General features: G+C 50.2%; 19 protein-coding genes. 9 read left to right on the top strand and 10 right to left on the bottom strand.

The window, feature by feature from the left end:
- Positions 1-8: 8 nt before the first annotated feature.
- Both recQ and AC58VC_RS28620 read right to left on the bottom strand, forming a co-directional pair.
- Positions 9-1817, bottom strand: coding sequence for a DNA helicase RecQ (recQ, locus tag AC58VC_RS28625; protein WP_497373764.1), 1809 nt, complete (start codon positions 1815-1817; stop codon positions 9-11).
- Positions 1818-1852: 35 nt separating this feature from the next.
- Complete coding sequence (locus AC58VC_RS28620; protein ID WP_497373762.1) at positions 1853-2146, bottom strand: hypothetical protein; 294 nt, start codon at positions 2144-2146, stop codon at positions 1853-1855.
- A 191-nt stretch (positions 2147-2337) separates the two neighbouring features.
- Between AC58VC_RS28620 and AC58VC_RS28615 the strand changes: the two genes are divergently transcribed.
- Entirely contained in the window at positions 2338-3930 is a 1593-nt protein-coding gene (locus AC58VC_RS28615) for an SWIM zinc finger family protein (protein WP_497373760.1), read from the top strand.
- Positions 3918-6791 (top strand): DEAD/DEAH box helicase, encoded by a 2874-nt coding sequence (locus tag AC58VC_RS28610; protein ID WP_497373758.1) that lies wholly within the window; start codon positions 3918-3920, stop codon positions 6789-6791. Before AC58VC_RS28615 ends, AC58VC_RS28610 begins: the two co-directional genes overlap by 13 nt.
- A gap of 628 nt (positions 6792-7419) precedes the next feature.
- On the opposite strand, the gene AC58VC_RS28605 is transcribed toward AC58VC_RS28610, so the two are convergent.
- Complete coding sequence (locus AC58VC_RS28605) at positions 7420-8607, bottom strand: EAL domain-containing protein (RefSeq protein WP_497373756.1); 1188 nt, start codon at positions 8605-8607, stop codon at positions 7420-7422.
- A gap of 226 nt (positions 8608-8833) precedes the next feature.
- Between AC58VC_RS28605 and AC58VC_RS28600 the strand changes: the two genes are divergently transcribed.
- The 3 genes from AC58VC_RS28600 to pyrH all read left to right on the top strand — a co-directional run bounded on the left by AC58VC_RS28600 (position 8834) and on the right by pyrH (position 14174).
- A complete protein-coding gene (locus AC58VC_RS28600) occupies positions 8834-11725 on the top strand; it encodes an ATP-binding protein (protein WP_497373754.1) in 2892 nt (963 codons plus the stop codon).
- Positions 11726-11910: 185 nt separating this feature from the next.
- The gene (locus AC58VC_RS28595) at positions 11911-13206 is read left to right on the top strand and encodes an MFS transporter (protein WP_497373824.1); all 1296 of its coding nucleotides are present in this window, start codon (positions 11911-11913) and stop codon (positions 13204-13206) included.
- Positions 13207-13433: 227 nt separating this feature from the next.
- Complete coding sequence (gene pyrH / locus AC58VC_RS28590; protein ID WP_497373752.1) at positions 13434-14174, top strand: UMP kinase; 741 nt, start codon at positions 13434-13436, stop codon at positions 14172-14174.
- Between the two features lie 177 nt (positions 14175-14351).
- On the opposite strand, the gene AC58VC_RS28585 is transcribed toward pyrH, so the two are convergent.
- A complete protein-coding gene (locus tag AC58VC_RS28585; protein ID WP_497373750.1) occupies positions 14352-15251 on the bottom strand; it encodes a GNAT family N-acetyltransferase in 900 nt (299 codons plus the stop codon).
- A 169-nt stretch (positions 15252-15420) separates the two neighbouring features.
- Between AC58VC_RS28585 and sigY the strand changes: the two genes are divergently transcribed.
- The 3 genes from sigY to AC58VC_RS28570 are packed head-to-tail and all read left to right on the top strand — an operon-like array spanning position 15421 to position 16543.
- Positions 15421-15942 carry an RNA polymerase sigma factor SigY gene (sigY, locus tag AC58VC_RS28580; protein ID WP_497373748.1) on the top strand — a complete coding sequence of 174 codons (522 nt, stop codon included), beginning with the start codon at positions 15421-15423 and terminating at the stop codon, positions 15940-15942.
- On the top strand, positions 15943-16329 hold the full coding sequence (locus AC58VC_RS28575) for a DUF5345 family protein (protein WP_497373746.1): 387 nt from the start codon (positions 15943-15945) through the stop codon (positions 16327-16329). It abuts the gene before it with no gap.
- On the top strand, positions 16319-16543 hold the full coding sequence (locus AC58VC_RS28570; protein ID WP_497373744.1) for a sigmaY antisigma factor component: 225 nt from the start codon (positions 16319-16321) through the stop codon (positions 16541-16543). The genes AC58VC_RS28575 and AC58VC_RS28570 overlap by 11 nt, the downstream gene beginning before the upstream one ends.
- Positions 16544-16810: 267 nt before the next feature.
- Here AC58VC_RS28570 and AC58VC_RS28565 read toward each other — a convergent pair whose 3' ends face one another.
- Positions 16811-17611: a DUF6597 domain-containing transcriptional factor gene (locus tag AC58VC_RS28565; RefSeq protein WP_497373742.1), complete on the bottom strand. Its 801-nt coding sequence runs from the start codon at positions 17609-17611 to the stop codon at positions 16811-16813.
- A gap of 92 nt (positions 17612-17703) precedes the next feature.
- Here AC58VC_RS28565 and AC58VC_RS28560 point away from each other — a divergent pair, with 92 nt between their 5' ends.
- On the top strand, positions 17704-18153 hold the full coding sequence (locus AC58VC_RS28560) for an SRPBCC domain-containing protein (protein WP_497373740.1): 450 nt from the start codon (positions 17704-17706) through the stop codon (positions 18151-18153).
- A 63-nt stretch (positions 18154-18216) separates the two neighbouring features.
- Here AC58VC_RS28560 and AC58VC_RS28555 read toward each other — a convergent pair whose 3' ends face one another.
- From AC58VC_RS28555 to AC58VC_RS28535, 5 genes are all read right to left on the bottom strand, one after another.
- Positions 18217-18888, bottom strand: a complete 672-nt coding sequence (locus tag AC58VC_RS28555) for a GNAT family N-acetyltransferase (RefSeq protein ID WP_497373738.1) — start codon at positions 18886-18888, stop codon at positions 18217-18219.
- Positions 18889-18905: 17 nt separating this feature from the next.
- Positions 18906-19613 carry a GNAT family N-acetyltransferase gene (locus AC58VC_RS28550; protein ID WP_497373736.1) on the bottom strand — a complete coding sequence of 236 codons (708 nt, stop codon included), beginning with the start codon at positions 19611-19613 and terminating at the stop codon, positions 18906-18908.
- Positions 19614-19628: 15 nt separating this feature from the next.
- Positions 19629-20486: a carbon-nitrogen hydrolase family protein gene (locus AC58VC_RS28545; protein ID WP_497373734.1), complete on the bottom strand. Its 858-nt coding sequence runs from the start codon at positions 20484-20486 to the stop codon at positions 19629-19631.
- Between the two features lie 41 nt (positions 20487-20527).
- A complete protein-coding gene (locus AC58VC_RS28540) occupies positions 20528-21517 on the bottom strand; it encodes an acrylyl-CoA reductase family protein (RefSeq protein ID WP_497373732.1) in 990 nt (329 codons plus the stop codon).
- Between the two features lie 340 nt (positions 21518-21857).
- On the bottom strand, positions 21858-23438 hold the full coding sequence (locus AC58VC_RS28535; RefSeq protein ID WP_497373730.1) for a UDP-glucose--hexose-1-phosphate uridylyltransferase: 1581 nt from the start codon (positions 23436-23438) through the stop codon (positions 21858-21860).
- Positions 23439-23445 lie beyond the last annotated feature (7 nt).

Below are 23445 nucleotides of genomic sequence, written 5' to 3'. Positions count from 1 at the left end.
GAACTTCCTCACTCAAAATCGTATGCGACCGCCTCGGCCTCGCTCTCCCCCGCATACGTGCGAAGCAGATCAAGGAATGGCTTCCCATAGTTACGATATTTGACCTCGCCGACACCCTTGATTCGCAGCATAGCGGATTCCGAGGTCGGGCAGCTTTCACTCATCTCACGCAGCGTGCTGTCGGAGAATATAATATACGGCGGCACTTTCTCGCGTGCAGCAATTTCCCGGCGAAGCAGACGCAGCTGCTCGAACAAGGTATTGTCGATAGCAGCGGCTTTGACCTGCTGTTTGCGCACTTTTTGATACACAGGCAGCTTCCCTTGAAGCACTTCCGCTGCAGGCTGCATTAACCTGACCACCGGGTACTGGCCTTCGGACAGCTGCAAGAACCCTTCCGAGATCAATACATTAATCAGATCGGAAATTTCTTTTTCCGGCAAATCCTTCATAATGCCATGCGTCGGCAGTCGATCGAACCGATATTCGACAATTTTCTTGGCTTTCGAGCCCTTGAGCACAGAGGCAACCATCGAAATACCGAAACGTTCATTCATGCGACGGATACAGGAGAAGATTTTCTGCGCTTCAACCGTAATATCGACGGAATCGCGATCGTCCTTGCAGGAGCTGCAGTTGCCGCAGGTGTCTTTTATATTAGTCTCATCAAAATAGTGCAGAATGACATTCCGCAGACACCTTGGCGAATAGCAGAAATCGATCATTGTCTGCAGCTTTTTGTATTCATTTGCTTTGCGCTCTGGCGAAATCTGGTTCTGCTCAATGAGGAACTTCTGCGTCATAATATCCTGCGCGCTAAACAGCAGAATGCATTCGCTCGGCTCTCCATCACGTCCTGCGCGACCAGCCTCTTGGTAATAAGCCTCCATGTTTTTCGGCATATTGTAGTGAATAACGTAGCGCACGTTCGACTTATCGATACCCATCCCGAAGGCATTCGTGGCGATCATCACCCGAACATCATCATAGAGGAACGCTTCCTGCATGTAGGAACGCTCATCGTCCGTTAGTCCGGCGTGGTACTTGCCTGCGGCGTAGCCTTTTTTCCGCAAAGACTCGTACAGCTCCTCCACGTCCTTACGCGTAGCGGCATAGATAATGCCCGGTTGGTGCGTATGCTCTTTCACGTAATTGTGAATGTAATCCCGTTTGTTCTCTCCGCGAAGAATCGTGAGCTCCAAATTATCCCGCGAGAAACCGTTCACAAAGATGCCCGCATCCGACAGGTCCAGCAGCCTTGCGATGTCTGCAGTCACTTCGGCAGTCGCTGTAGCGGTAAAGGCTGCTACGATCGGGCGATTCGGAAGCTCGCGAATAAACGGAGCAATAGAAACATAGCTGGGCCGGAAGTCATGGCCCCATTGGGACACGCAGTGCGCCTCATCAATAGCTACAAAGGGAAGATTCAGCGCCGACATTCGCGCTCGGAACCGCTCGGACTCCAGCCGCTCGGGCGCGATATACAGCAGCTTATACTTGCCCTGCATCGCGCCTTGCATCCGCTGTTCCACTTCTCTGGCTTCCAGCGTACTGTTAATGAACGTCGCCGGAACCCCGAGTACACCCAGGGCATCCACTTGGTCCTTCATCAAGGAAATCAGCGGTGAAATGACGAGAGTCACACCCTCCATCAGCATCGCAGGAACCTGATAGCAGATCGATTTACCGCCGCCCGTCGGCATAATGCCAAGCGTATCCTTCCCCTCAAGCAGATTGGTGATAATATTCTTCTGCCCCTCGCGGAATTCCGGGTATCCGTATACTTGTTGTAAAACCTTCCTTGCCCCATCCAGCATAGCTTTTAAACACCTTTCTTTCGCTCACTCAAAAATCAGACCAAATAAATGACAGAAACCAACTTCTCCCCGTCGTGAACCTTCAACACGTGATTACTCGGATCATGGCGTACCGAACCTGCGCCGATTTGCATCACAGGACTGTTGCCTAATCCGTAAAAAATATCGTCAGCCAGCGTACGCAGGCACTCTTCCTGTTCATTCTGCTCAAGTTCCTGCCAGTCGTCTGCGCTCATATCCAGCAGCTCATAGAAGCCATCAACCATCTCAATGCCGCGTACGAAATCAGTGACAATATCCTTATATTCTCTTCCGAATTTTATGCCCATTGTAAAGTCTCCCTTCGGTAGCTAACCTTCTAGCTTCACTTTATCATATTATAAGCTCGAATGCAGGGTTAACCGTTTTTACCCCGGATAAAAAAATACCCTTTGGCATAAACTGTGGAAATGGGCAATTTCGGAAAAAATCTGTTACTATGGAAGAAGGAATGTACCGCTCGGAGGGTAGGAAAGCACACATGCTGAAACTGCAGATTCCCAAAAATCGAATGAACTACCTAATCAAGCAAATCCCGCTGCATTTCGATGCCGCCGTACTGGAGCAGGGCTGGGAGTATTATCATAAAGGCCGCGTGGCGGATGTTGATCTGAAGGGCACAAGCATTCAGTCGACGGTTGCAGGCAAGAGACTGCACAACACGACGGTGAATTTAGAACATTTTCAGGACAGCTCATGCAGCTGCTCCTTCGATGGTTTTTGCCAGCATATCGGTGCTACGTTCTTCAGCTTATATGCCCCATATGGTCGGCCGGAACTGCTGTTGCAACAGTTAAAGCAACAAATATTCGCTCGCAAAAAACCGCTGCGGGGCTCGTCTCCGGCACAGGAACGCAAAGATGCCGCCAAGGCCAATAAACCCGAAGAAGCGGCATCACCTGCCGATTGGCATCGCTTTTTCGAAGGAAGATTTCACGGGTTCTCGATCTCGCATCAGCACTCCATTGAAACGTTTTATGACTCTGCGTTAGAGTCATTGCCAGCTTTTGCAGCCGATTGGAAAAGCTCGATGCGCGAAATCTATATGCTTCATATTGTGCTTTTCATGATGCGTAAGATCGAACAATTTTATCAAGAGACCAAAAGTTCTTACTTGTCTTATTACCACGAAAATGGGTGCAAAATCGCCGCAAAAAACTGCGAGGATAAGCTCGTCGAGCTTGCCCAAGGGATGGATCTGAACGCTTCCTTCGCTGCTGAACCCAAACATATGCTGGCTACACTCAAAATGCTCGGTGAATTCGCGCTGCAAGGGAAAGACAGCCCGATTGACTGGCTATTCGTGTATCGGTTCATCTGGTGGAAACTGTCTGACCAAAAATCCGCGCAGAAAGAGGAGATCCAACGCCTCGATACCCTTCTGTCCAAAAAGGATCAGCTTGCTAAGAAAAAGGATGCACTGATCACGGCTAGAGCTCATTTTCACATTATTCAGGGAGATACAGACAGTGCCTTTAAGCTGCTGGAGCTCTTGGCTCATCCCCAAGCGAAGGATTACTTCCTGTACCTGAATTATTATTACAACGATAAGCAGTGGAAGGATATGCTGGTCTGGCTTCGCTGGTTGTTCAAGTCGATTGCACAGGCCAATCACGATGATTTCCGGACCTTCTGCCAATATTGGCTCGACACCACCAAGCATTTGGATTCTGACAGCGAATGGGTACAGGTCATGGAATCCCTGCTGCCTCGCTCCTATTACTATTACACAGCCTATTTGCTGCAGACCAAAAGGTATCGGCAATGGGTGGATTTGCAGCTAGCAAACCGTATTTCGCCACTGAATCTATATACGCTGGAGCTGAAAGCGATTGAAGAGCACGATGCCGCTTTGCTCCTTCCTCTGTATCATCAAGCGGCGGAACGTGCGGTTTTGGAGAAAAATAGAGCTTCCTACAAAACGGCTGTCCGGCTTCTCAAGAAACTGCACAGCATCTACAAACAATTAGGCCAGAACGATCGCTGGGAGCACTATGTGTATCGTTTAGCGGATAAATTCTCACGCTTGCGTGCCTTCCAAGAAGAGCTTAAGAAAGGAAAATGGATTCGATGATCGAAACCAGCGCCCTGACGGTTCATGTAAGCTCCCTCCCCAGCGGCTCCTTGTTTCTATGGGGATCCCGCGAGAACGGCGGCATTTGGGACGCCCTTGATTTGAAAAATATGCTCTTTGCCTGGCACCGCGCTTCCTTCTATGGCACTTTCATGGAGCCAAGCGAATGGCAAAATCGCGAAGGCATTGAGCTGCAGCCACTTGAGGCGCTCGATTATTTCAGCGATCCGCAGCCTGTGCAGCATCTACAGCTTAGCTGGCATCAGGACTCCGCGGATTTCATCAGCCTAGCGCCTGCGGTTCGCGAGGCATTAGCCACCGGAAGTTTCATGCCGGATTACGAGAAATGGAAGGCCGGCGAAATTGGCTGGAAGCTGCAGTTGCCGGAGGCTCTGCAGTCTCTGGAATCGCCAGCTGTTTCCCGCTGGATTCACGCGCTTATCCCCGAATGGGTGGACGCAGACGGCATCATGAAGGACAATCTGCGCAAGCTGGAGGCGGCGTACCCGCTCATGCGGCGAGGTGAACTCGCCGCTGATCTCTGGCTCGACGAGGAAGACTGGCTCGTCGCCATCGGCTGGCGCCAAGACCGCTCGCCGATGCGCACGTGCCTGCAGCTCGCAGAGCCGGACCTGGCGCATGGCGCGGGCTGGCAGCTGCGCGTGCTGCTGCAGGATCGGCTTGCGCCGGACGTGCTGCGCACGGTGACGCCCACCGGCGAGCCGGTGGCGGGCGAGCTGCCACTGCCGGAGGCGTGGCAGCCGGAGCTGAGCCGCGTCGAACGTGACGCGGCCAAATGGCTGCGCATCCTGCCTTGGCTGGATGCGGGCGATAACACCCTCCGTCAGACGTTGACGGAGGAAGAGGCTTGGCGCTTCCTCGCAGAGGGAAGCGTGCGGCTCGTGGAGGCCGGGACTAGTGTGTTCCTCCCGGCCTGGTGGGAGCGCATCCGCAAGATGAAGCCGAAGCTGCGCGCGAAGATCAAGTCTTCCGTCGGCTCAGGCCGGGAGACCATGTTCGGACTGACCCAGCTGATGCAGTTCGACTGGAAGCTGGCTGTTGGTGATTTGGAGCTGACGGAGGAAGAATTCCGTCTGCTGCTGGAAGAGAAGCGCAAGCTGATCCAGATTCGCGGCAATTGGATTCAGCTCGATCCGAAGTTCATGGCGCAGGTCGAGCAGATCATGAAGCAGGTTCAGAAGAAGCAGGGCCTCTCCTTCCGCGATGTGCTGGAGTTGCACTTCGCGGGCGATGCAGCCGGGCTGCTGCCTGAGGAAGATGATCCCGATGCGATGCGTTACATCGAGATGGAAGTCGAGCTGAACGAGCAGCTGCGCCACATGGTTGACCAACTAACGCAAACGGCAGCGATTCCCACCGTGGAGCCGCCGCCGAGCTTCCATGGCTCGCTGCGCCACTATCAGGTGGACGGCATCTCTTGGCTGCTATTCCTGCGCCGTTTCGGCCTTGGCGGCTGTTTGGCCGATGATATGGGTCTCGGGAAAACGATCCAGTGGATCACCTATCTGCTCACTGTCAAAGAGACCGAGCAGCCTGCTGCGCCTTCTCTCCTGATTTGCCCAACTTCCGTCCTCGGCAACTGGCAGATGGAGCTGAAGCGCTTCGCCCCATCCTTGAAGGTTCATCTGCACTACGGGCCTCAACGGTTCAAAGGAGCTGCCTTTACTGAAGCTGTTGGCCAAGTTGATTTAGTATTAACATCTTATACGCTGTCCCATCTGGATGAGGCGGAGCTGGGCGAAATCGCCTGGAACTCCATCTGTCTAGACGAAGCGCAAAATATAAAAAATGCTTATACCAAGCAAGCCTCGGCGATTCGCCGTTTGAATGGCTTCCATCGGATTGCCTTGACGGGGACTCCGATTGAGAATCGGCTCACGGAGCTATGGTCCATCTTCGACTTCGCGAATCCCGGTTATCTGGGCACGGTGCGTGAGTTTACCCATCGCTATGTGAATGCGATCGAGAAGACGCGCGATCCTGAGATCATCAACAAGGTTCAAAAGTTGATCCGTCCCTTCCTGCTGCGCCGCGAGAAGAAGGATCCCGCGATTCAGCTGGATCTGCCGGAAAAGAACGAGTCCAAAACGTTCATCTCACTCACCGCGGAGCAAGGCTCGTTGTACGAAAACTACATCCAGGACATGTTCGACCGGCTGGATACGCTCTCCGCGATGGAGCGGCGCGGGCTCATCCTCGCTGCCCTGACGAAGCTCAAGCAGGTGTGCAACCACCCTGCCTTGCTGCTGAAGGAAGGGCTGTCCGCTCCATGGAGCGGACGCTCGAACAAGCTGGAGCGCCTGCTTGAGATGGTGCAGGAGCTGCGCCAAGAAGGCGACAAATGCTTGATCTTCACGCAGTTTGTTGAGACCGGCAACCTGCTTCAGCATGTGCTGCAGCAGGAGCTGGGCGAGACCGTGTTGTTCCTGCATGGAGGAACAAGCAAAACGGGGCGCGATGAGATGATCGCGCACTTCCAAGACGCTGATGACCGGCCAGCAAACGAGAAGCGAAATGTGTTTATTCTTTCGCTGAAGGCCGGCGGCATCGGGCTGAACCTGACGGCGGCGAATCATGTGTTCCACTATGATCGCTGGTGGAATCCCGCCGTCGAGAACCAAGCGACGGACCGCGCCTTCCGCATTGGGCAGACGCGCCATGTGCAAGTGCACAAGTTCGTCACGCTCGGCACGCTCGAAGAGCGCATCGACGAGATGATCGAGCGCAAGCTCGGCCTCAGCCAGCAGATCGTCGGCTCCGGCGAGAACTGGATCACCGAGCTGTCGACTGACGAGCTGCGCGATTTGTTCTCGCTGCGGCGCGAGTGGGTCGAGGCTTAGGTAGGCGCACTGGACGCGGCTGAACTGGGTGCTTTAGGATGCAGTAGATGCGGTACATGCGGTAGGTGCGTAGAGTGCGGTAGTCCAGTAAACGACTAGATGCACAGCAGTCATAACCGTGTGGACCCAATGTGGCACTAGTTAGTTTAAGGCCGTATAGTGGAACTAAGGGGCCTTATTTCAGCAGAATGGGCCCTTTCTAAACTTAAAATGACGAAATAGAGGAACATAGTTCCCCGATTTTTGCTCAGATGGCTATTGTCGGTAAAATAGCGTCCTGTAGTTCCCTGAACGATGACGGAGAAGCTCACGCAGTTTATGTGTCTTTTCTTGCTTCCCATCTCATGCCCACAACAAAAAGACCGTCTAGGCAAAATGCAAAATGCCTGACGGTCTTTTCTATGTTGCACTTTGTACAACCATATTGCCGTAAATGCTCCTCTATTCGGCTCTATATTGCACAAATTGCAACGTTTTGGTTGAAATTCGCTGTTTTCGAGCTGTTTATGTCAATTTGATTGTATTTTGTACAATGAACCGCGGGATACCTAGAGGTAATTCGTCTTTATGCTGTATTTTATACAACGAAGATCAACGGTAAAGAGGCTCCTCATTTGTTCCTCTCTGCCTATATCAGCAAATCCAAAAACAAATAATACCCCTCACCCAACGTACAGGAATAAGTCTGAATCTGATGCGAGGTATCCAGATCTGTATACATTTGCGATAAGATCCCCTGCTTTTGCAGGTTCATCATAAGAATGTTGGAGATGAAATACGGGCGCCACGTCCAGTTCGCTCCGCGATAACTCTCGTCTCTGCTCCAAGCATGATCTTTGCGAATGTAATTGGATGAGATTTGATAGCCATCTTCCCTGCATATGTAGATCCGTATACAATTATCAGTTACGGTTTTGATCGTATGTACAATTAGCTGATCCGCGTCTTCTGCCGTTACGATACGAATAGCCGATTGGTTAAGTGCTTCCAGGCTTTGATGAATGGTTGAGAGGTGACTATTCCGCTGAAATTCCCCTTGGCTGAAAAGGCCCATCTCTTCTTTCAGCATAGGTTTAAAAACATCCTTATGCTGCAAATACGGTTCTGCTTTTGAGAAGAGATACCCTTGCACATACCTTGCACCAACCTGCAGCGCGCTGTGCAGTTCTTGCTTCGTTTCAATGCCTTCCACGAGTAGGGAAGCGCCCATTTGAGCAGCCAAGATGGAAAAAGATTGCATTAATGCTTTGTAACCCGCATGAATCGCGCTTTTTTTCAGTATATTAAGATCGATTTTCAATATTTTCGGCTGCAAACTCGCGATGCGATCGAAATTGCTAAACCCGCTGCCTACATCATCAATCGCAATGATACAGCCGAATTGCCGATATAACTCTACAATTTGGGTTAGCTCTTGCAGCTTTCCTGTGAATTCCTCTTCGGTAACTTCAATCACGATTCGCGCAGGATTTATATCATATTTCCGCAATAGTTCAATCGTTGGCAGCACGCCTGTGCGCTTATAGGTCCGATAGATCCATGAGGGTTTTAAGTTAATAAATAATAAACTTTCATCTTGCGTAGAGGCAAGCTGTTCAATAGCTCGCTCCCTTAGGTGTCGATCAATGGGAAGCTGCACATCTTCCGGAATGTCAGGATTTTTGAAAAAAGGCCCCAAGCTTTCGACGATATCCCCTCTAATTCGCCTTCCCAATGTCTCATAGCCGATGATTTCCTGCGTCTGAAGAGAGAGTATAGGCTGGAAGAATGGACGTACTTCATGTCTCAGCGGAATCCTGCTGTCTTTAACCTGCACGGTGTGCGCCCTCCTCATGTGAAATCTTCATGTTCTTAAATATGACATAAAATTTCAAAAACTTCGTAATGACTAGTATTGTAAACGACATTGTCGCTTCTTGCAACGAATTCATGGAAGAAAACATAACATGATTGATTTTTAAAGGAATATTGTTGAGGCTTGTCGAATTTTAAGCGAAATCGCATTCATTAATTCTATGTAGAATTCAGGTGACCAAGTGGCTATGAAAACATTCACGAGATCGCGAATCTCCATGCTATACGTTATTTTAATCGTGGCCTTACTTGCTTTTGTCAGTGTGTCGAACTATATTGCTTCCCGGAACATGGAAAGTGAGAGCAACGCGATCGTGAATGATGCCATTCCGATCTCCAAAACCACGAACAGTCTGCTCACCGACCTGATCAATCAGGAAACAAGCATTCGCGGTTTTGAATTAACGGGCAATGAGCAATATTTGGACCCTTATACCGCAGGCAAAAAACAACTGGAAGCAGATCTGGACAACATCCGTATTTATGATAAAAAGTATCCGACTCTCCAGCTCATCATGGATACACAAGCTATACCGGCCATTACTAACCTGCAGCGCTTCTTTGACAGCCAGTTAGAACTCATTCGTGCAGGCAAAACGGAAGAAGCCAGAACCCGGGTTAACTCAGGCAAAACGATGATGGATCGTTACCGTGTCATCCATACGAGTATCGAGAAGACGATTGTGCAAATCACAGAAGACGCCTACAACTCATCTCTCAAAGCTGGCCAAACCTCTCGTACGATTACCATGGTTGGAGGCATTATTGCACTCATCGCAGGCGTGATGTCCATCTTCATCTCATTCCGGGCTATTCATGCCGAAGAGGAGCTTCGTAAAAGCGAAGAAACCTATCGGTATATGGCTGAAAGCCTCGAAACCCAGAATGAGGAGATCATTGCACAGCAAGAAGAGCAGCAAATCACTTTAGCCAAGCTATCTGAAAGAGAAAGGGATCTTGAGCTGATCTCTTCCTACCAAGAGAAGCTTACTGGCTACGTAGAGCTCAAGGATTTCTTGAAGCAAACGCTGCCTGCCCTGCTAAACTCCCTACTACAGGACGCAGCTCTCGTTGTTATGAAACGTGAATCGGGCAGTAGCGATAATGGCTACTACACTTATGAAGTTATTCATTCTATCGGTTATCCGAAGGAGCATATTCAGGTTCATCAGAATGAGTTATTTGGACCGGCTAGGCGTGTTTTTGAAGAAGGTACGAATTTGATCCACACACGTGATGTATCCGGACATGAAAAGGGTGTACATGGCGGGATTATGCATGCCGTCGATCATTACGTTCCTCTTCTTGACGACAAACAGACGGTCATCGGCTTCCTGCTCCTAACGAGCTACCAAAGCTCTGTATTCCAGGAGAACAACCAGCGCCTGACGAAAGGCTTAGTCCGTCAGTTCGGCCTGGCATTTTTTGCACAAGTGATGAATGATGAGAGAGTGAAGCAAGCCGCCCATTTGGCGGAATTGAACGATGAGCTTATTGCCGAGAAGCTATTAATTGAAGGGCAACGCGACTTGATTCAAAATATTTTGGAATCGGCGCACGAAGGCATGATGATGTGCGACTCCGAAGGCACCATCCTTTTCGCCAATCATCGGATGAACCGCTATTTTGGCCTTAATGAGCGCATTGGCGAGAATTTGGTGGCTAGTTGTCACGCGATTGCTGCTGAAACTCCGAGTTTTTTCGGAGCAGCTTCTTCCATAGAAGCGCTAATTAGCGGTGCGCATACGCATCTGACTCAGCGCTTTGGTTTTGTGCTCGACGATCAGCCCCAGCATGCAGAGCTTTATGCGACTGTCGTCAGTGAAGATACGGAGCAGCAGGGTTACCTTTTCGTTTTCCGTGACCGGACGGAAGAAGAACGCGTCGATGAAATGAAAAATGAGTTCATTTCCATCGTCTCTCATGAGCTGCGGACTCCTTTGGCGAGCGTACTTGGCTTCATTGAGATTCTGCTCCATCGCGAGCTGCCGCAAGATAAACAGAAGAAATACATGGAAACCATCTATAAAGAAGCTCACCGCCTCTCGAATTTAATCAATGATTTCCTTGATTTACAGCGCATGGAGTCTGGGCGGCAGTTATACCACTTCTCCCCGATTAACTTGCTGCCAACCGTACAGGATATCGTTGATCAGTGGCAGGATAAACAAAACCACAGCATCGTCATCCATCAGCAGGAACCGGAATTATGGGTGCGGGCAGATGCGGATCGGATCCGGCAAGTCTTCCATAACCTGATCAGCAATGCGATTAAGTATTCTCCTGGTGCGGAGCGCATCGACGTTTATTTATCCACTGAGCATGGTAAAATCGTTGCAAAAGTGCAGGATTACGGTCTCGGTATCCCTGAGGATGCACATGATCAGATGTTCTCCAAATTCTTCCGTGTCGATAACTCCGACCGACGCCAAATCGGCGGAACCGGCTTAGGCTTAGCCATTGTGAAAGAGATCGTGGAAGGGCACAGCGGACAGATCTCCTACGAATCTCAGATGGGTGCCGGCACTACCTTCCGGATTGAATTCGATCAGTATCAGCTATCGTCCATGGATGGCAAAATCGTTATTTTCGAAGATGATGACGACCTCGCCAAGCTGATTCAAATTGCCTTAAATAAACTGGATCTCCCTTCCATCCAATTGCGGTCTGCCGAAGAGGGAATTATCGCTTTGAACCGTTGCAAAGGCGAACCGATTCTGTTCATCGTGGATATTCATCTCGAAGGCGTAAAAAACGGATGGGATTTCATTTCTGACTTATCCAGGCATCCCATGTACTATCAGACTCCAGTTATTGTTTCTACGGCGCTGGATCAACCACATGATTTCCATGAGAAGGAAATTCAGAAATATCTCAAAAAACCTTTCTCCATGGAGCGTCTGGTCCAGGTAGCGAAAAGTTTACTCGATAATAAGAAGAGCAATGCGTACGTTTTTCCCGCCCAGGACAAAGATTCTCTCTCAAATACTTTGCAGCGCAACGGCATCGATGTGGTTGAGATGAAAGAAAATATGGATATGATTGAGGTTGAAATTAAGAAGCCTACATCAGACGCCTAGCAGCGCCACATCTCTCCTTAACTAACTTAGTCATCTCTCCTCCTCCATCATGGGGGTGGGGGGATTTTTTTATTGTAAAGAGACAGGGATTTCTCTGCCCGGCAGCCAATATACTAGAGAATAACTAATTTATTTACGCAGGAAGGGTGACCCTGGTGGCAAAGCTTGAACCCGCTTCCAATCCCATGCAGACACGCAGCGCTTGGACGTTGTTCTTCTCCTTACCGATATTTGCTTGGGCCATGTACGATTTCGCGAACACCATCTTTTCCTCCAATATTGTGACGGTCTTCTACCCTTTTTACTTAAAAGAAACGTTAGGAAAAAGCGAGGAATTGAATCAGATAGCCAGCACCTTTATCACGTACTCCAATGCCTTATCGAGCTTATTTCTCGTCCTGCTCTCCCCTTTATTCGGGGTATGGATCGACCGTACTGGCAAAAAGAAAGCCTACCTTGTCCCCTTTACCTTGATTGCCATCGCGGCGACTCTGCTCATGGGCGCTTCGGCTATCTGGCATACCGATCAACAGTGGATGGGACTTAACACCTCGATTCTAGGTGTGATTTTCTTCTTCATGGTCGCCAAATTCTTTTATAATTCCAGTTTGATCTTCTACGATTCCATGATTTCGGATCTGGGCAGCGAGCGTGAAATTCCCATTATTTCAGGCGTAGGTGTAGCCGTAGGATATGTAGGCACGTTAGTCGGTCTAGTTGTTTTCCCATTAATTAATGGCAATCATTTTGAAAATACATTTATTCCAAGCGCGCTCATGTTCTTACTATTCTCCCTGCCGATTATGTTCCTCTACAAAGAGAAGCCACTAAAACCGATTAGCGAGAAAAAGTCGCTTCTAAGCGGCTACCGCGAGATTTGGGCTACCTTCAAGGAGGCGCGAAAGTATCGTGCTGCGTTCTTGTTCATGATTGCTTACTTCTTCTTTAACGATGCCATTGCCACAGCCATAGCTGTCATGGCGATTTACGCGAATACGGTGATGGGCTTCACAACGGGGCAGTTCATTCTGCTCTACCTGGTTTCGACCGTATCGAGCATCATCGGCTCCTTCCTCTTTGGTTATGTCACACGCAATGTTGGTCCAAAAAGAGCCGTAACCATCGTTGCTTTCGTTCTCATCATCGCGATTGCCATCGCAGCCTTAGCGACCAGTCAAAGCTTGTTCTGGGTTGCCGGAAGTCTCTACGGCGTATCGATGGGCGCCATGTGGGTAACGTCTAGGACCATGATCGTGCAATTGACGCCTGTAGAGAAACGCGGCCAGTTTTTCGGTCTATTCGCTTTCTCGGGAAAAGTATCCTCGATTGTTGGCCCTGCTCTGTATGGATCAATCACCTTGGCGCTCGCCTCCACAGGGAATTTGGCTAGCCGAGTCGCGCTTGGCTCTCTTCTGCTGCTGGTCATTATTGGACTCTTCGTGCACATGCGTGTTCCACAGAAATTGCATTCTTCTACCTAGTTCGTGTACAATAACTTTTAATCATAAGCGGAAAGGTGTGAGGGGTATGAAGGGTCCTGTGATCAAGCAGAAACAGTATCATTTCCTATTTCTCATTCCTAATAAACACTAAAGCGTTCATTGCTTTAGTGTTTTTTTTCGCTCTGAAAGCCGTCCTTTTCTAACGGGCAGCGTTGATTTTGAATCAAGGATAGGATACCAATTGTCTCAAGGGAGGAGAGATCCATATGCGGTACAAACGAGTCCTCATTAAGCTAAGCGGCGGGGCTGTTGCAGGGGAAAGCGAATTCGGTTTCGATCCTAAACAACTGGATCATATTGCGAATGAAATTATGACCGTTGTTCAATTAGGTGTTGAAGTGTGTCTTGTAATTGGCGGGGGCAATATCTTCCGCGGCAATATGGGCGAGAGCTGGGGCATTGAGAAAGCGGAGGCTGACAATATCGGAACTCTCGCTACCGTCATCAACAGCTTGATGCTGCGAGGTGTGCTGAAAGCGAAAACTGACGCGGAAGTGCGTGTCATGACGGCGATTCCGATCGCCTCCGTGGCGGAGCCTTTTATCCGGCTTAGAGCCATTCATCATTTGGAAAAAGGGTACATCGTTATTTTCGCAGGGGGCAATGGACAGCCATTCGTCACGACAGACTACCCTTCGGTCCAAAGAGCTATCGAAGTAAACTGTGAAGCCATTCTTGTTGCGAAGCAAGGTGTCGATGGCGTTTTCGACAAAGATCCCAAACATCATAAAGAGGCCCTCCAATACAAATCTCTCCACTACAACGACGTCATCCACCACAATCTGAAGGTCATGGATCAGTCAGCCTTTATTCTGGCGCGGGATTATCACATTCCTATCCATGTGTTCAATTTCGACAAACCCGGCTCCATGAAAGAAATATGTGTAGGGCAAAATACAGGTACGATCATCAGCGGTTCCTCTGAGCTCATTTATCAGCAAGCGTAATTGAACGGGCGAGGGCGCTATCTAGACAGAAAGTGATGATTCAGATTATCCAACGGGAACTACAGGCTCAACCGCCTATTTTCGCCGAAATAACACCATGCAGTTCCTCTCACTAGGCGCGAGACATAATAAAAGGATAGAGAACAGTCTAGCAACTGTCGCTCTATCCTTCTTTATTTACTCTGCTTGGTCTAGCATAAGCACGTAATAGTCATTTGCGTTCTTCGTTCTAAAGCCGCAAGATTCATACAACCCTAGCGCCTTCTCATTTTCCACCGAAACCTCGAGTTTGATCAAACCCGCCTGATGCTTCTGCTTCAGATACACAATAGTCTGACTCAAAATCTGACGCCCATAACCTTGACCACGACGCTCAGGCATTACGCAAAAGCCGTAGATGAATCCACTGGCATCTTCCCCAATCATGGCCCCGATTTTACCAATCGGCTCTTTCTGCTCCCCGTGCCCGAGCTCTGCAATCAAGGTTCGCTCTTTCTCCGCGGTAATTGTCTGGTTAACGTATTCTCTCGAATCGTCCTCCGACATATTGAAGCCGGACATGTTAAGTTGAATGAGCAGCTCGCTATCCTGCACATTCGCGGAACGCAGCGACAGCAGCTGTTCTCCGGTTTGCGGCACGCCTTCAGCACCCTCTTGAAGCTCCATCACGTATTCGGAGAAACGATAATCCGCCCCAAGTTTCATCAAAAAAGCTTTCCCGCTCACCGAGCCCCGTTCATTGATGAAAATCGCCTTCGGCACCCCTCTGCGTCTGCACGTTTCCAGCGCCGTCTGGACCAACTGGCCAAATATACCTTGGTTCCGCGCCTCTGGATGCACCATTCCGCTAATTTCCACTTCTGTAGACAGAAAGCAATATATCGCCAAAAATCCGATAATCCGGTCATCCCGGTAAAATAAAAAGTCATTCGTCACACCCGGTGGACGATCCGATAATGTACTCCAGTTTAACTTTATCTCAATATGGTCATGGCTGTTGCAGGCCTCCCATAGGTTCCTAACTTCCTCCAGCTCCTGCGGCGACAGCCCTGCCCGTGCAAATATGCCTTGTTTCAATAGATTGTCCTCCATACTACTTAGTAGCTTGCCTACTGTCATTATACATGTCTGTTCTTCAGCGTGGTAAGCTAATAAATAATTTTACATAAAGTTTCGTGCACGGTGAACGATTGATTCTTGTTGTTCGTATTATCTAAGAATTCAGGCAGAGAGGGTGACCCTTGACTTGGAAGAGCAAGACTTACTTGATCGGGCAACGCGGGGAGATCGCACCGCTCTGTCCTTGCTGTTACAGCAGCATTATAATTTTGTTTACAAATATTTGTTGAAAATAACGCTGAATCCATCGCTCGCGGAAGACCTTACGCAAGATACCATGATCCGATGCATCGAGAAAATAAAGCTGTATAACACGAAATCGAAGTTCTCCTCTTGGCTGATCACGATAGCCACTCGGTTGATGATTGACCAAGCGCGGCGGCGCAAACGCGAGAAGAAATGGCAAGAGCAGCAGCAGGCTGGGGCCCTGCGTCAGATGCAGTGGCACGCCGAAAGCCAGAACGAGGCTTGGCCCGATGTGCTGAACACCTTGGCTGAACTGCCGGAAGAAAGCCGCATTCCGGTCATTCTCAAGCATTACTACGGCTACACCTATGAAGAAATCGGCCAAATCCTTGCCATCGCGGAAGGGACCGTCAAATCGAGAGTGCATAACGCTTTGAAACAATTGCGAAAGGAGCTGGTGTAGATGGACGACTTTCAGGACGCCAATCATAAAAAGCCTCAGATGAGCAGCTCTGGAGGTGAGCAGGATGATCCCAGCAACAGCAACGAGGCTGAGTATGCCGTTCAGAGTCTGCAGCAAGGGCTAGACGCGTTGGACGGCTTATTCCCTGCTTCGCGTCCAAGCAGCGCTTGGTTCGATCAACAAATTGCGGCCGTTCAGAAAAAACAGCGTTCGCGGCTGCTCGGTGATCTGCTCAAACTGTGGGGCGCTGCTCTGCTGCTGCTTTATCTTCTCTTCATGATCGCAGCTGCACAGCCGGTTACCTTCATTACCTTCCAAGCCTTGGCGATCCTAGTGCCGCTAGCTTGGCTACTCCTTCGAAAGCAGGTGGATTCACATGAATCATGAGAATTGGGATGTACTGCCTTTATGGGCTTGGATTGGCCTTGCCCTTATTCTGCTCGTGCAAAGCACATGGCTGTTCGTTGACGCGCGCAAGAGGAGTGCTCGTTATCCTTGGTTTTGGGGGATTTGGGGTATCCTTCAGGCGCCGACGCCCCTCATTGTGTACTTGTTCGCGGTGCGTAAAATTCACCGCAGCTTCTCGGGCAGGGGGAATTGAGCTTTCATGTGTTGTTACTGGAGAAATAAATGGTGCTAGGCTGCCGCTAATTTCACCAGAACTAGCAGCTTTCGTCCAGCTACCGACGATTTAGCTGGAGTTTCTACCGCTATTTCATTCCCTGTCACAAAGCAGCGTAGAATAACGGTAGTTTCTCCATCTAGTATCAGCTAAAGTAGCAGCTAGATGGATTGTCCCCCTTGGAACTGGGATATAAAGATAACTGCAAGAAGAGCCAGCCCCACCAAGGGCTGGCTCTTCTTGCAGTTACAGCGCCTGCCGGGCATATTCGTCCGGCGTCTGCCCGATAATGGACTTGAAGTCCTTAATAAAATGCGACTGGTCATGATAGCCCAAATCCATCGACAGCTTGGACCAGTTCGGCTTATCGCTCACATCGGTCATCTCAGCCGCATTCTGGATGCGCGCCAGCTTAATGACCCACTTCGGCGTAACACCTACGTAGTGGTCGAAAAGGCGCTGCAGCGTCCTTTTGTTCACGTGAAAGTGCTCACAGAGACTGTCTACCTTCGTGATATCCGGCTGCTCGTTAATATAATCGATGATTTCATTGATAAAAGCTACCTGCATATCTTGTTCCGGCAGCTTCGGCCGAATCATTTGCTCGATGAGCGCTGCCATTTGCTGCTCATCTTCCTGTGCAAACATGTCGCCCTCTAACGCATGCGGATCGGCGGCATCAAATACGCTCTGAATGCTCAGCGGGTTGGTCATGCCGGAGACTGGCTGCTTGAAGAACGGATAGAAACCGCCGGGCTTAAATTTCACGCCAAAAACGCATGCATGACCTTCCAGGTGGTGGCCATATTTCTCTTTTCCAGGACCATAAATGGCCGATCGACCGGGCTCAACAATCAGGTTGACGCAGGGATTCGGAATCACGTGCTGTACATAAGGCTCTTGGCCCCTCAAATCCCAGCGAACAATCCAATAATGGCGAATGAAAAAGGCCAAGTCCTCCGAGGGTGCAAGCCTGGAAAGCTGAAATTTCTGTGCAGTTTGCTGGAGATTCATGATTCCTAGACTGGGCTTAATGAGGTCTGACATGACGTCAATCACTCCTTGTCGCGTTTTTACAATACTTGGTGCGAACAAACCTATATCATAAACTTAACACATACCGAGGGAGTGAATTAAAATTGGAATTAAAATACGAATTTTACATTGGTGCAACTTGCAAAGAAGTGTGGGATATTCTGGTGACACCGGAGGGGACGCGTCAAATTCTCTTCGGCAGCGTACTGGAGTCTACATTCGAGATCGGTTCTGATTACAGATACATTGGGCCCGGCAATGACGGCGATGACACGGTGCATGTATATGGCAAGATTCTGGCCTACGAACCGGAGAAACTTCTCTCCTGCATCGAGCATGCTGGCCCGTCCTACAACCCAAATCATGCGGATTTTGAATCGCGGATTACGTTTACGTTAGAGACAGTCGGCAGCTGTACGAAAATGACACTCATCAATGACCAATGGACGCCAAACCACCCAAGCTTCGAGACAACGAGGGCAAGCTGGTGGATGATTTTAAGCAATATTAAGACACTTGCGGAGACTGGTAAAACGTTAGACTTTGGTTGGTAAATAGACGGCTATCTCAGAGGGGGAAGAGTAACTTTCCGAACCCTTGAGATAGCCTTTTTCCACTTATAAAGGTAAAAGTGCAAGCGACGTTTTCCCCTCAAGCCCTTTAATCATAGCATGCCACGCTTGCGGTTTATTCGCGAGAACGGCATAGTAACGCTTCAAGAACTGCACGACAATCGCCGCATCAAGCTGTGTCATATCTTCATCTGTTGGAAGGAAGCACAGATCCAGCTCTTCCACAGCTTCCCCATTGTTTTCCCAAGAAGGATGAACATATGGGAAATCAATACGTTTGTAACCGAGATGCGACAAGACTTCTCGCCGCACGTAAGGGTCCATCGGCTTCACGCCGCCGAATGCATGCCCTTCGATCCGATAGGGATCATAGATCTCAGCAAACATCCCCAGCATCGGCTTGCCCGACTCGGCAGCTAAAGCCTCTAGGTCAGTCCAACGTTTGCGTGCCAGGAAACGGCCAATACCAAGTCCGGCTTGACCAATGATCGTGAAATCCGTCATTGCCACTTGAAAATCCTCATAGTAGCGGTACTCTGTCGTACCAACAACCTTCCCTTCGTGCACAGCGACGAACACCCGAATGCCCGGGTCTTCCAACGGCTCTTTCCATAGGGCATATTCCAGCACTTCTTCCGGTGGAAATACCTCTTTCATCAGATCATGCATCGCACGAAACAAAGGGTTGTCTATACTTGTTATCCGTATGTATTCCATTAGTTCCTCAAGCTCCTTTACGTCCTAATTCGAAATGGATTCCGCCATTCCATCAAAAGCGCATAGTTAAGTGATTCCTCGTCCTGCAAATAATCCGGCACTACCTGAACAGGTGTTCTCCCACAGCGTAGCAGAAACGTAATAACCGGGTCCTTGCAGGTACCTGCCATGACCGCCTTCGCATATTGCTCCGCAGTCATCTCTTCGGCCCGCTTGTGGTACCCCGGCATGCGCCCGCCTCCAAGCAGCCTGCGCAGCCCCAAATGCACGACCACCTCATACATGGACTGCATCATCCATTTACCGAGACCGAACTTGCGGAATGCAGGCATCACGCAAATATCTACAATATACAGGGTATCGCCGTCAGGCCGGTGCGTACGGATGTAGCCATCGTCTGTTAGCGTAGACCAGCTATGATCAGCGGCATGCTCTTCGTCATAGTCGACAAGCAGCCCCGTGATGGAACCAACAATCTTCCCCTCCACCTCTACACAGAGTGCGCCTTGGGGGAATCGCGTGATATGCTCCGTGAGCTGCTCCTCATTCCACCATAATTCGGATGGAAAAGGCAGCGGAAAGCTTTCCTGCTGAACGCGAATCAGCGCGCCAATATCCGCTTTTTCATAATTGCGTATAACTGCCTGAGTGGGCTTGTCGCCGTCGAAGACGTACAGCTTTTTAGCGTAAAATTTGTGCGAATTCACATACATAATGCTTGACATACCTCCTCGCCCTGTTTAGGACCAATCGGTGTACAGATCCGTCCTGCGGTCACGCCATGTGGTGACAGAGCCTTTTTCGCGAACGAGGGTTAGCAAATCTAGATCCAAATCAGCCGTGACTACCATATCACCGTTGATTTCGCCTTCGACCATAATGCCTTTTGGCGGAAAAGGCACATCATTCGGGGTTAGCACCGCGGCCTGCCCGAAATTCGCTCTCATGAAATCAACCGTTGGCAGAGCCCCGACCGTGCCCGTCGTAACGACGTAGATTTGATTCTCGATTGTCCGTGCATGGCACGTGTAGCGCACTCGGTGGAACCCGTGCCGGTCATCCGTACAGGAAGGAGCAAACAGCACATCAGCGCCGCGGGCTCTAGCCATTCGGACGATTTCCGGGAATTCCACATCATAGCAGACAAGTATCGCGATGCGGCCTTTCTCCGTGTCAAAAACCTGCAGCGAATCCCCAGCACCCATATGCCATTCCTTCACCTCGGTCGGGGTAATATGCAGCTTTTTCTGCTCCCCAACACGCCCGTCCGGATAAAATAAAAAGGCCGTGTTATACAGCTTCCCCTCCTCAGAGGTAATGTGCGTGCCACCAATGATGTGCATGCCCGTTTGCTTCGCCAACCCTTGAAAAAGCGTCCGATAAGCCTCCGTAAACGACGGCAATGCCTCAATCGGCAGCGCTTTGCCATGCTCATCGCCAATAGACAGCAATTGTGTCGTAAACAACTCGGGAAACAGTACAAAATCCGCCTCAAACTCCTGAGCCACCTTCACATAATGCTCCACCTGCGCAGCGAACTCTTCAAAATTATGTATCGTATGCAAATGGTACTGCACCGCCGAAACCCGCATTTTCAACGTCATCTCTCCCAACTTGTCATCATTTCTATAGGCCAGAGTTACAAGCTAACAAGCACTCGTCCTCTAACTTTTCCATCCAAAACCTCTTGTGTCGCCTGGGCAACTCCATCCAATGTCACTTCTTTGTACACCATCCGATCCAGAAGCCGCGGTTTCAATTCCCCAGCCATCCGTTCCCAAAGGGGCCGCCGAATGTCAGATGGGCAGAGCACCGAATCAATACCCAATAGATTCACTCCTCGCAGTATAAAAGGAAACACCGTCGCGGCAAATTCACCGCCACCTGTCACTCCGCTCAGCGCTACGGATCCACCGTATTTCATCCGGCTCAGCACACAGGCAAGTGATTCGCCTCCCACCGGGTCAACACAACCTGCCCAATATTCCTTGTCCAACGGCTTCCTGACGGACGGGGAGAGCTCCTCCCGGGGCACTACACGTTTCGCCCCCAATTCGAGCAAATACGCATGGTCAGCGGACTTGCCCGTACTGGCCTCTACCTCATAACCGAGGGCAGCCAACATCGACACGCTATTGCTGCCTACTCCGCCAGTAGCGCCGCGAACGAGTACAGGGCCCTTCTCCTTGCTCAGCCTGTTCTCCTCCATGCGCTGAATCGAGAGAGCTGCCGTAAAACCAGCCGTCCCCAGTATCATGGACTCCTTGTGGGACAACCCCTTCGGCAGCGGCACCACCCAATCGGCTGGAACTCGCGCGTAGTCGCTAAACCCGCCGTAGTGTCCCGTTCCCAGCTCATAGCTGGTCACAAGCACCTCGTCACCCTCGCGAAAGCGCGGGTCTGACGAAGCTGCCACTGTACCTGCCAGATCGATGCCAGGCACGATTGGGTACTTGCGCACAACGCGCCCGTTCGGAGTGCAAGCCAACGCATCTTTATAATTAATACCCGAGTAGCGCACGCGTATCGTCACTTCACCCGGTGGTAAATCTTCGATTCGCAGCTCTTTCACTTGGGCGGAAAAACGTTCCTCTGTCTTCTCCACCATTAACGCCTTAAAGCTATCCATGTTGGTTTAGCCTCCTCGGTCCTCATAGGATTCGATCAAGTGAATCTTCCATTAACTACCCCTTTAGTTTACTAAAATCGTGTCCAGTATTCAAAGGGTTGATGCGGGCATAGCATACCTTAGTTCCCTCCCGCTGAAATCCCCTGTGGTAGATCCGATGAAATTCTAAGGGGGTGGTTGTAAGAGAGGGGAACTACAGGGCCTTATTCACGCTCGAATCAGTTTAGTTCCACCAAAATTGGCAAAATAGTGGACTGTAGTTCCCACGGCACGCGGGAGTGCTCCTCCTCCCGGAAAAGAAGTAAAAAGCTCCCCGGTCCATATGACCAGGGAGCTACTCTTATTGCTGCTGCGCAAAGCCCGCAGCTATCAAAAACCGTTCAAAAGCCGCTTGCCCGGCTTCATCACGTTTGAACACGCCCGCGTCGAGCAGCACGTCCATGAACTTGCTGCCGACTTCCTCCTGCAGCACCGCTTTCGCGCCGTCTGCCGTCAACGCAGCGCCATGCTTCGCGATCATCGCCTCGATCCAAGCTGCATGCTTATGCAGGGGATGAACGGCTTCATCGCGGATCGCGCTGCCGAAGTCGGCTTCGCCAGTGAGGATCTTGGCGATATCCGCCAGTTCCTCCTGCAAGCGGCCTGGCAGTACCGCCAGCCCCATAACCTCAATCAAGCCGATGTTCTCCTTCTTGATGTGGTGCAAGTTCTGGTGCGGATGGAAGATGCCATCCGGATGCTCTGCGCTGGTGCGGTTGTTCCGCAGCACCAGGTCAAGCTCGTACTCGCCCCGTGCGTTGTTGCGGGCAATCGGGGTGATCGTGTTATGCGGGATCCGCTGTCCATCCTTCTCGCTGAAGGCGAGGACGTCCGCTTCCGCATCGCTGTATGCGCGCCAGTCTTCGAGCAGCTTGCTCGAGAGCTTATAGAGCTGCTGCTTGTTATGACCGCTCAAGCGGATTACCGACATCGGCCACTTCACGATAGCAGCCTTTACACCAGCGAACTCAGCGTTCAAGAATGTTTTCTCACTCGGAGCTTTTTCCATCGGGAATTGATGGCGTCCGCCTTGGAAGTGGTCATGGTTCAGAATGGAACCTCCCACGATCGGCAGATCCGCATTGGATCCGATGAAGTAATGCGGGAATTGATCGATGAAATCCAGCAAACGGTAGAACGTATTCGTCGTTGTTTTCATCGGGATATGTTTTTCATGGAAAATAATGCTGTGCTCGTTGTAGTACACGTAAGGTGAGTATTGCAAATACCATTTCTCATTATCCAGCTCTAACGGTATGAACCGCAGATTCTGTCTCGCCGGGTGATTCACACGTCCGGCATAGCCTAAGTTGTCTGCGCAGAGCAGACAAGCGGGGTAGCTGCTTTGCGGCAGCGTTTTGAGCAGGGCAATTTCCTTCGGATCCTTCTCCGGCTTGGAGAGATTGATCGTGATCTCAAGATCACCGTAAGCAGTGCCCGCGAGCCAGTATTCATTTTTCTGAATACGATCCATCCGAATATAGTTGGAATCAATGGATTGTTTGTAGAAATAATTCGTTGCCGTCTCTATTCCATTGGTCTTCGCCGTGTTCCAGAATTGATTCACAACCTCGGAAGGACGAGGCATGAGCAGCCCCATAATCCGTGCGTCCAACAGATCTCGGTACGTGGCTGTGTTCTCTTCCAGAAGGCCTATCTCGAAAGCGGCATCCAGCAGCTCTTCTAGCAGGGCTACAGGGCTGCTTAACTTCTCATCCGGCACTTCTCCTGCATAAGGCTCAGCAAGCCCGAATAAATCAAGCAAAGCATTTCGTGAAAGATAGACATCCAACTGCTCAATGAGTCCATTTTGCTTCGCAAACTGAAGGAGCCTTTCTATGGTCAATGCCGTAAACGGCGATGCTTCAACTGTCCGTTCCATGTGCCAC

It is taken from the genome of Paenibacillus sp. J22R67 (genome assembly GCF_059692175.1).
The sequence above is the reverse complement of the archived record's forward strand: the minus strand, read 5'-3'. Positions and strand labels throughout refer to the sequence as shown.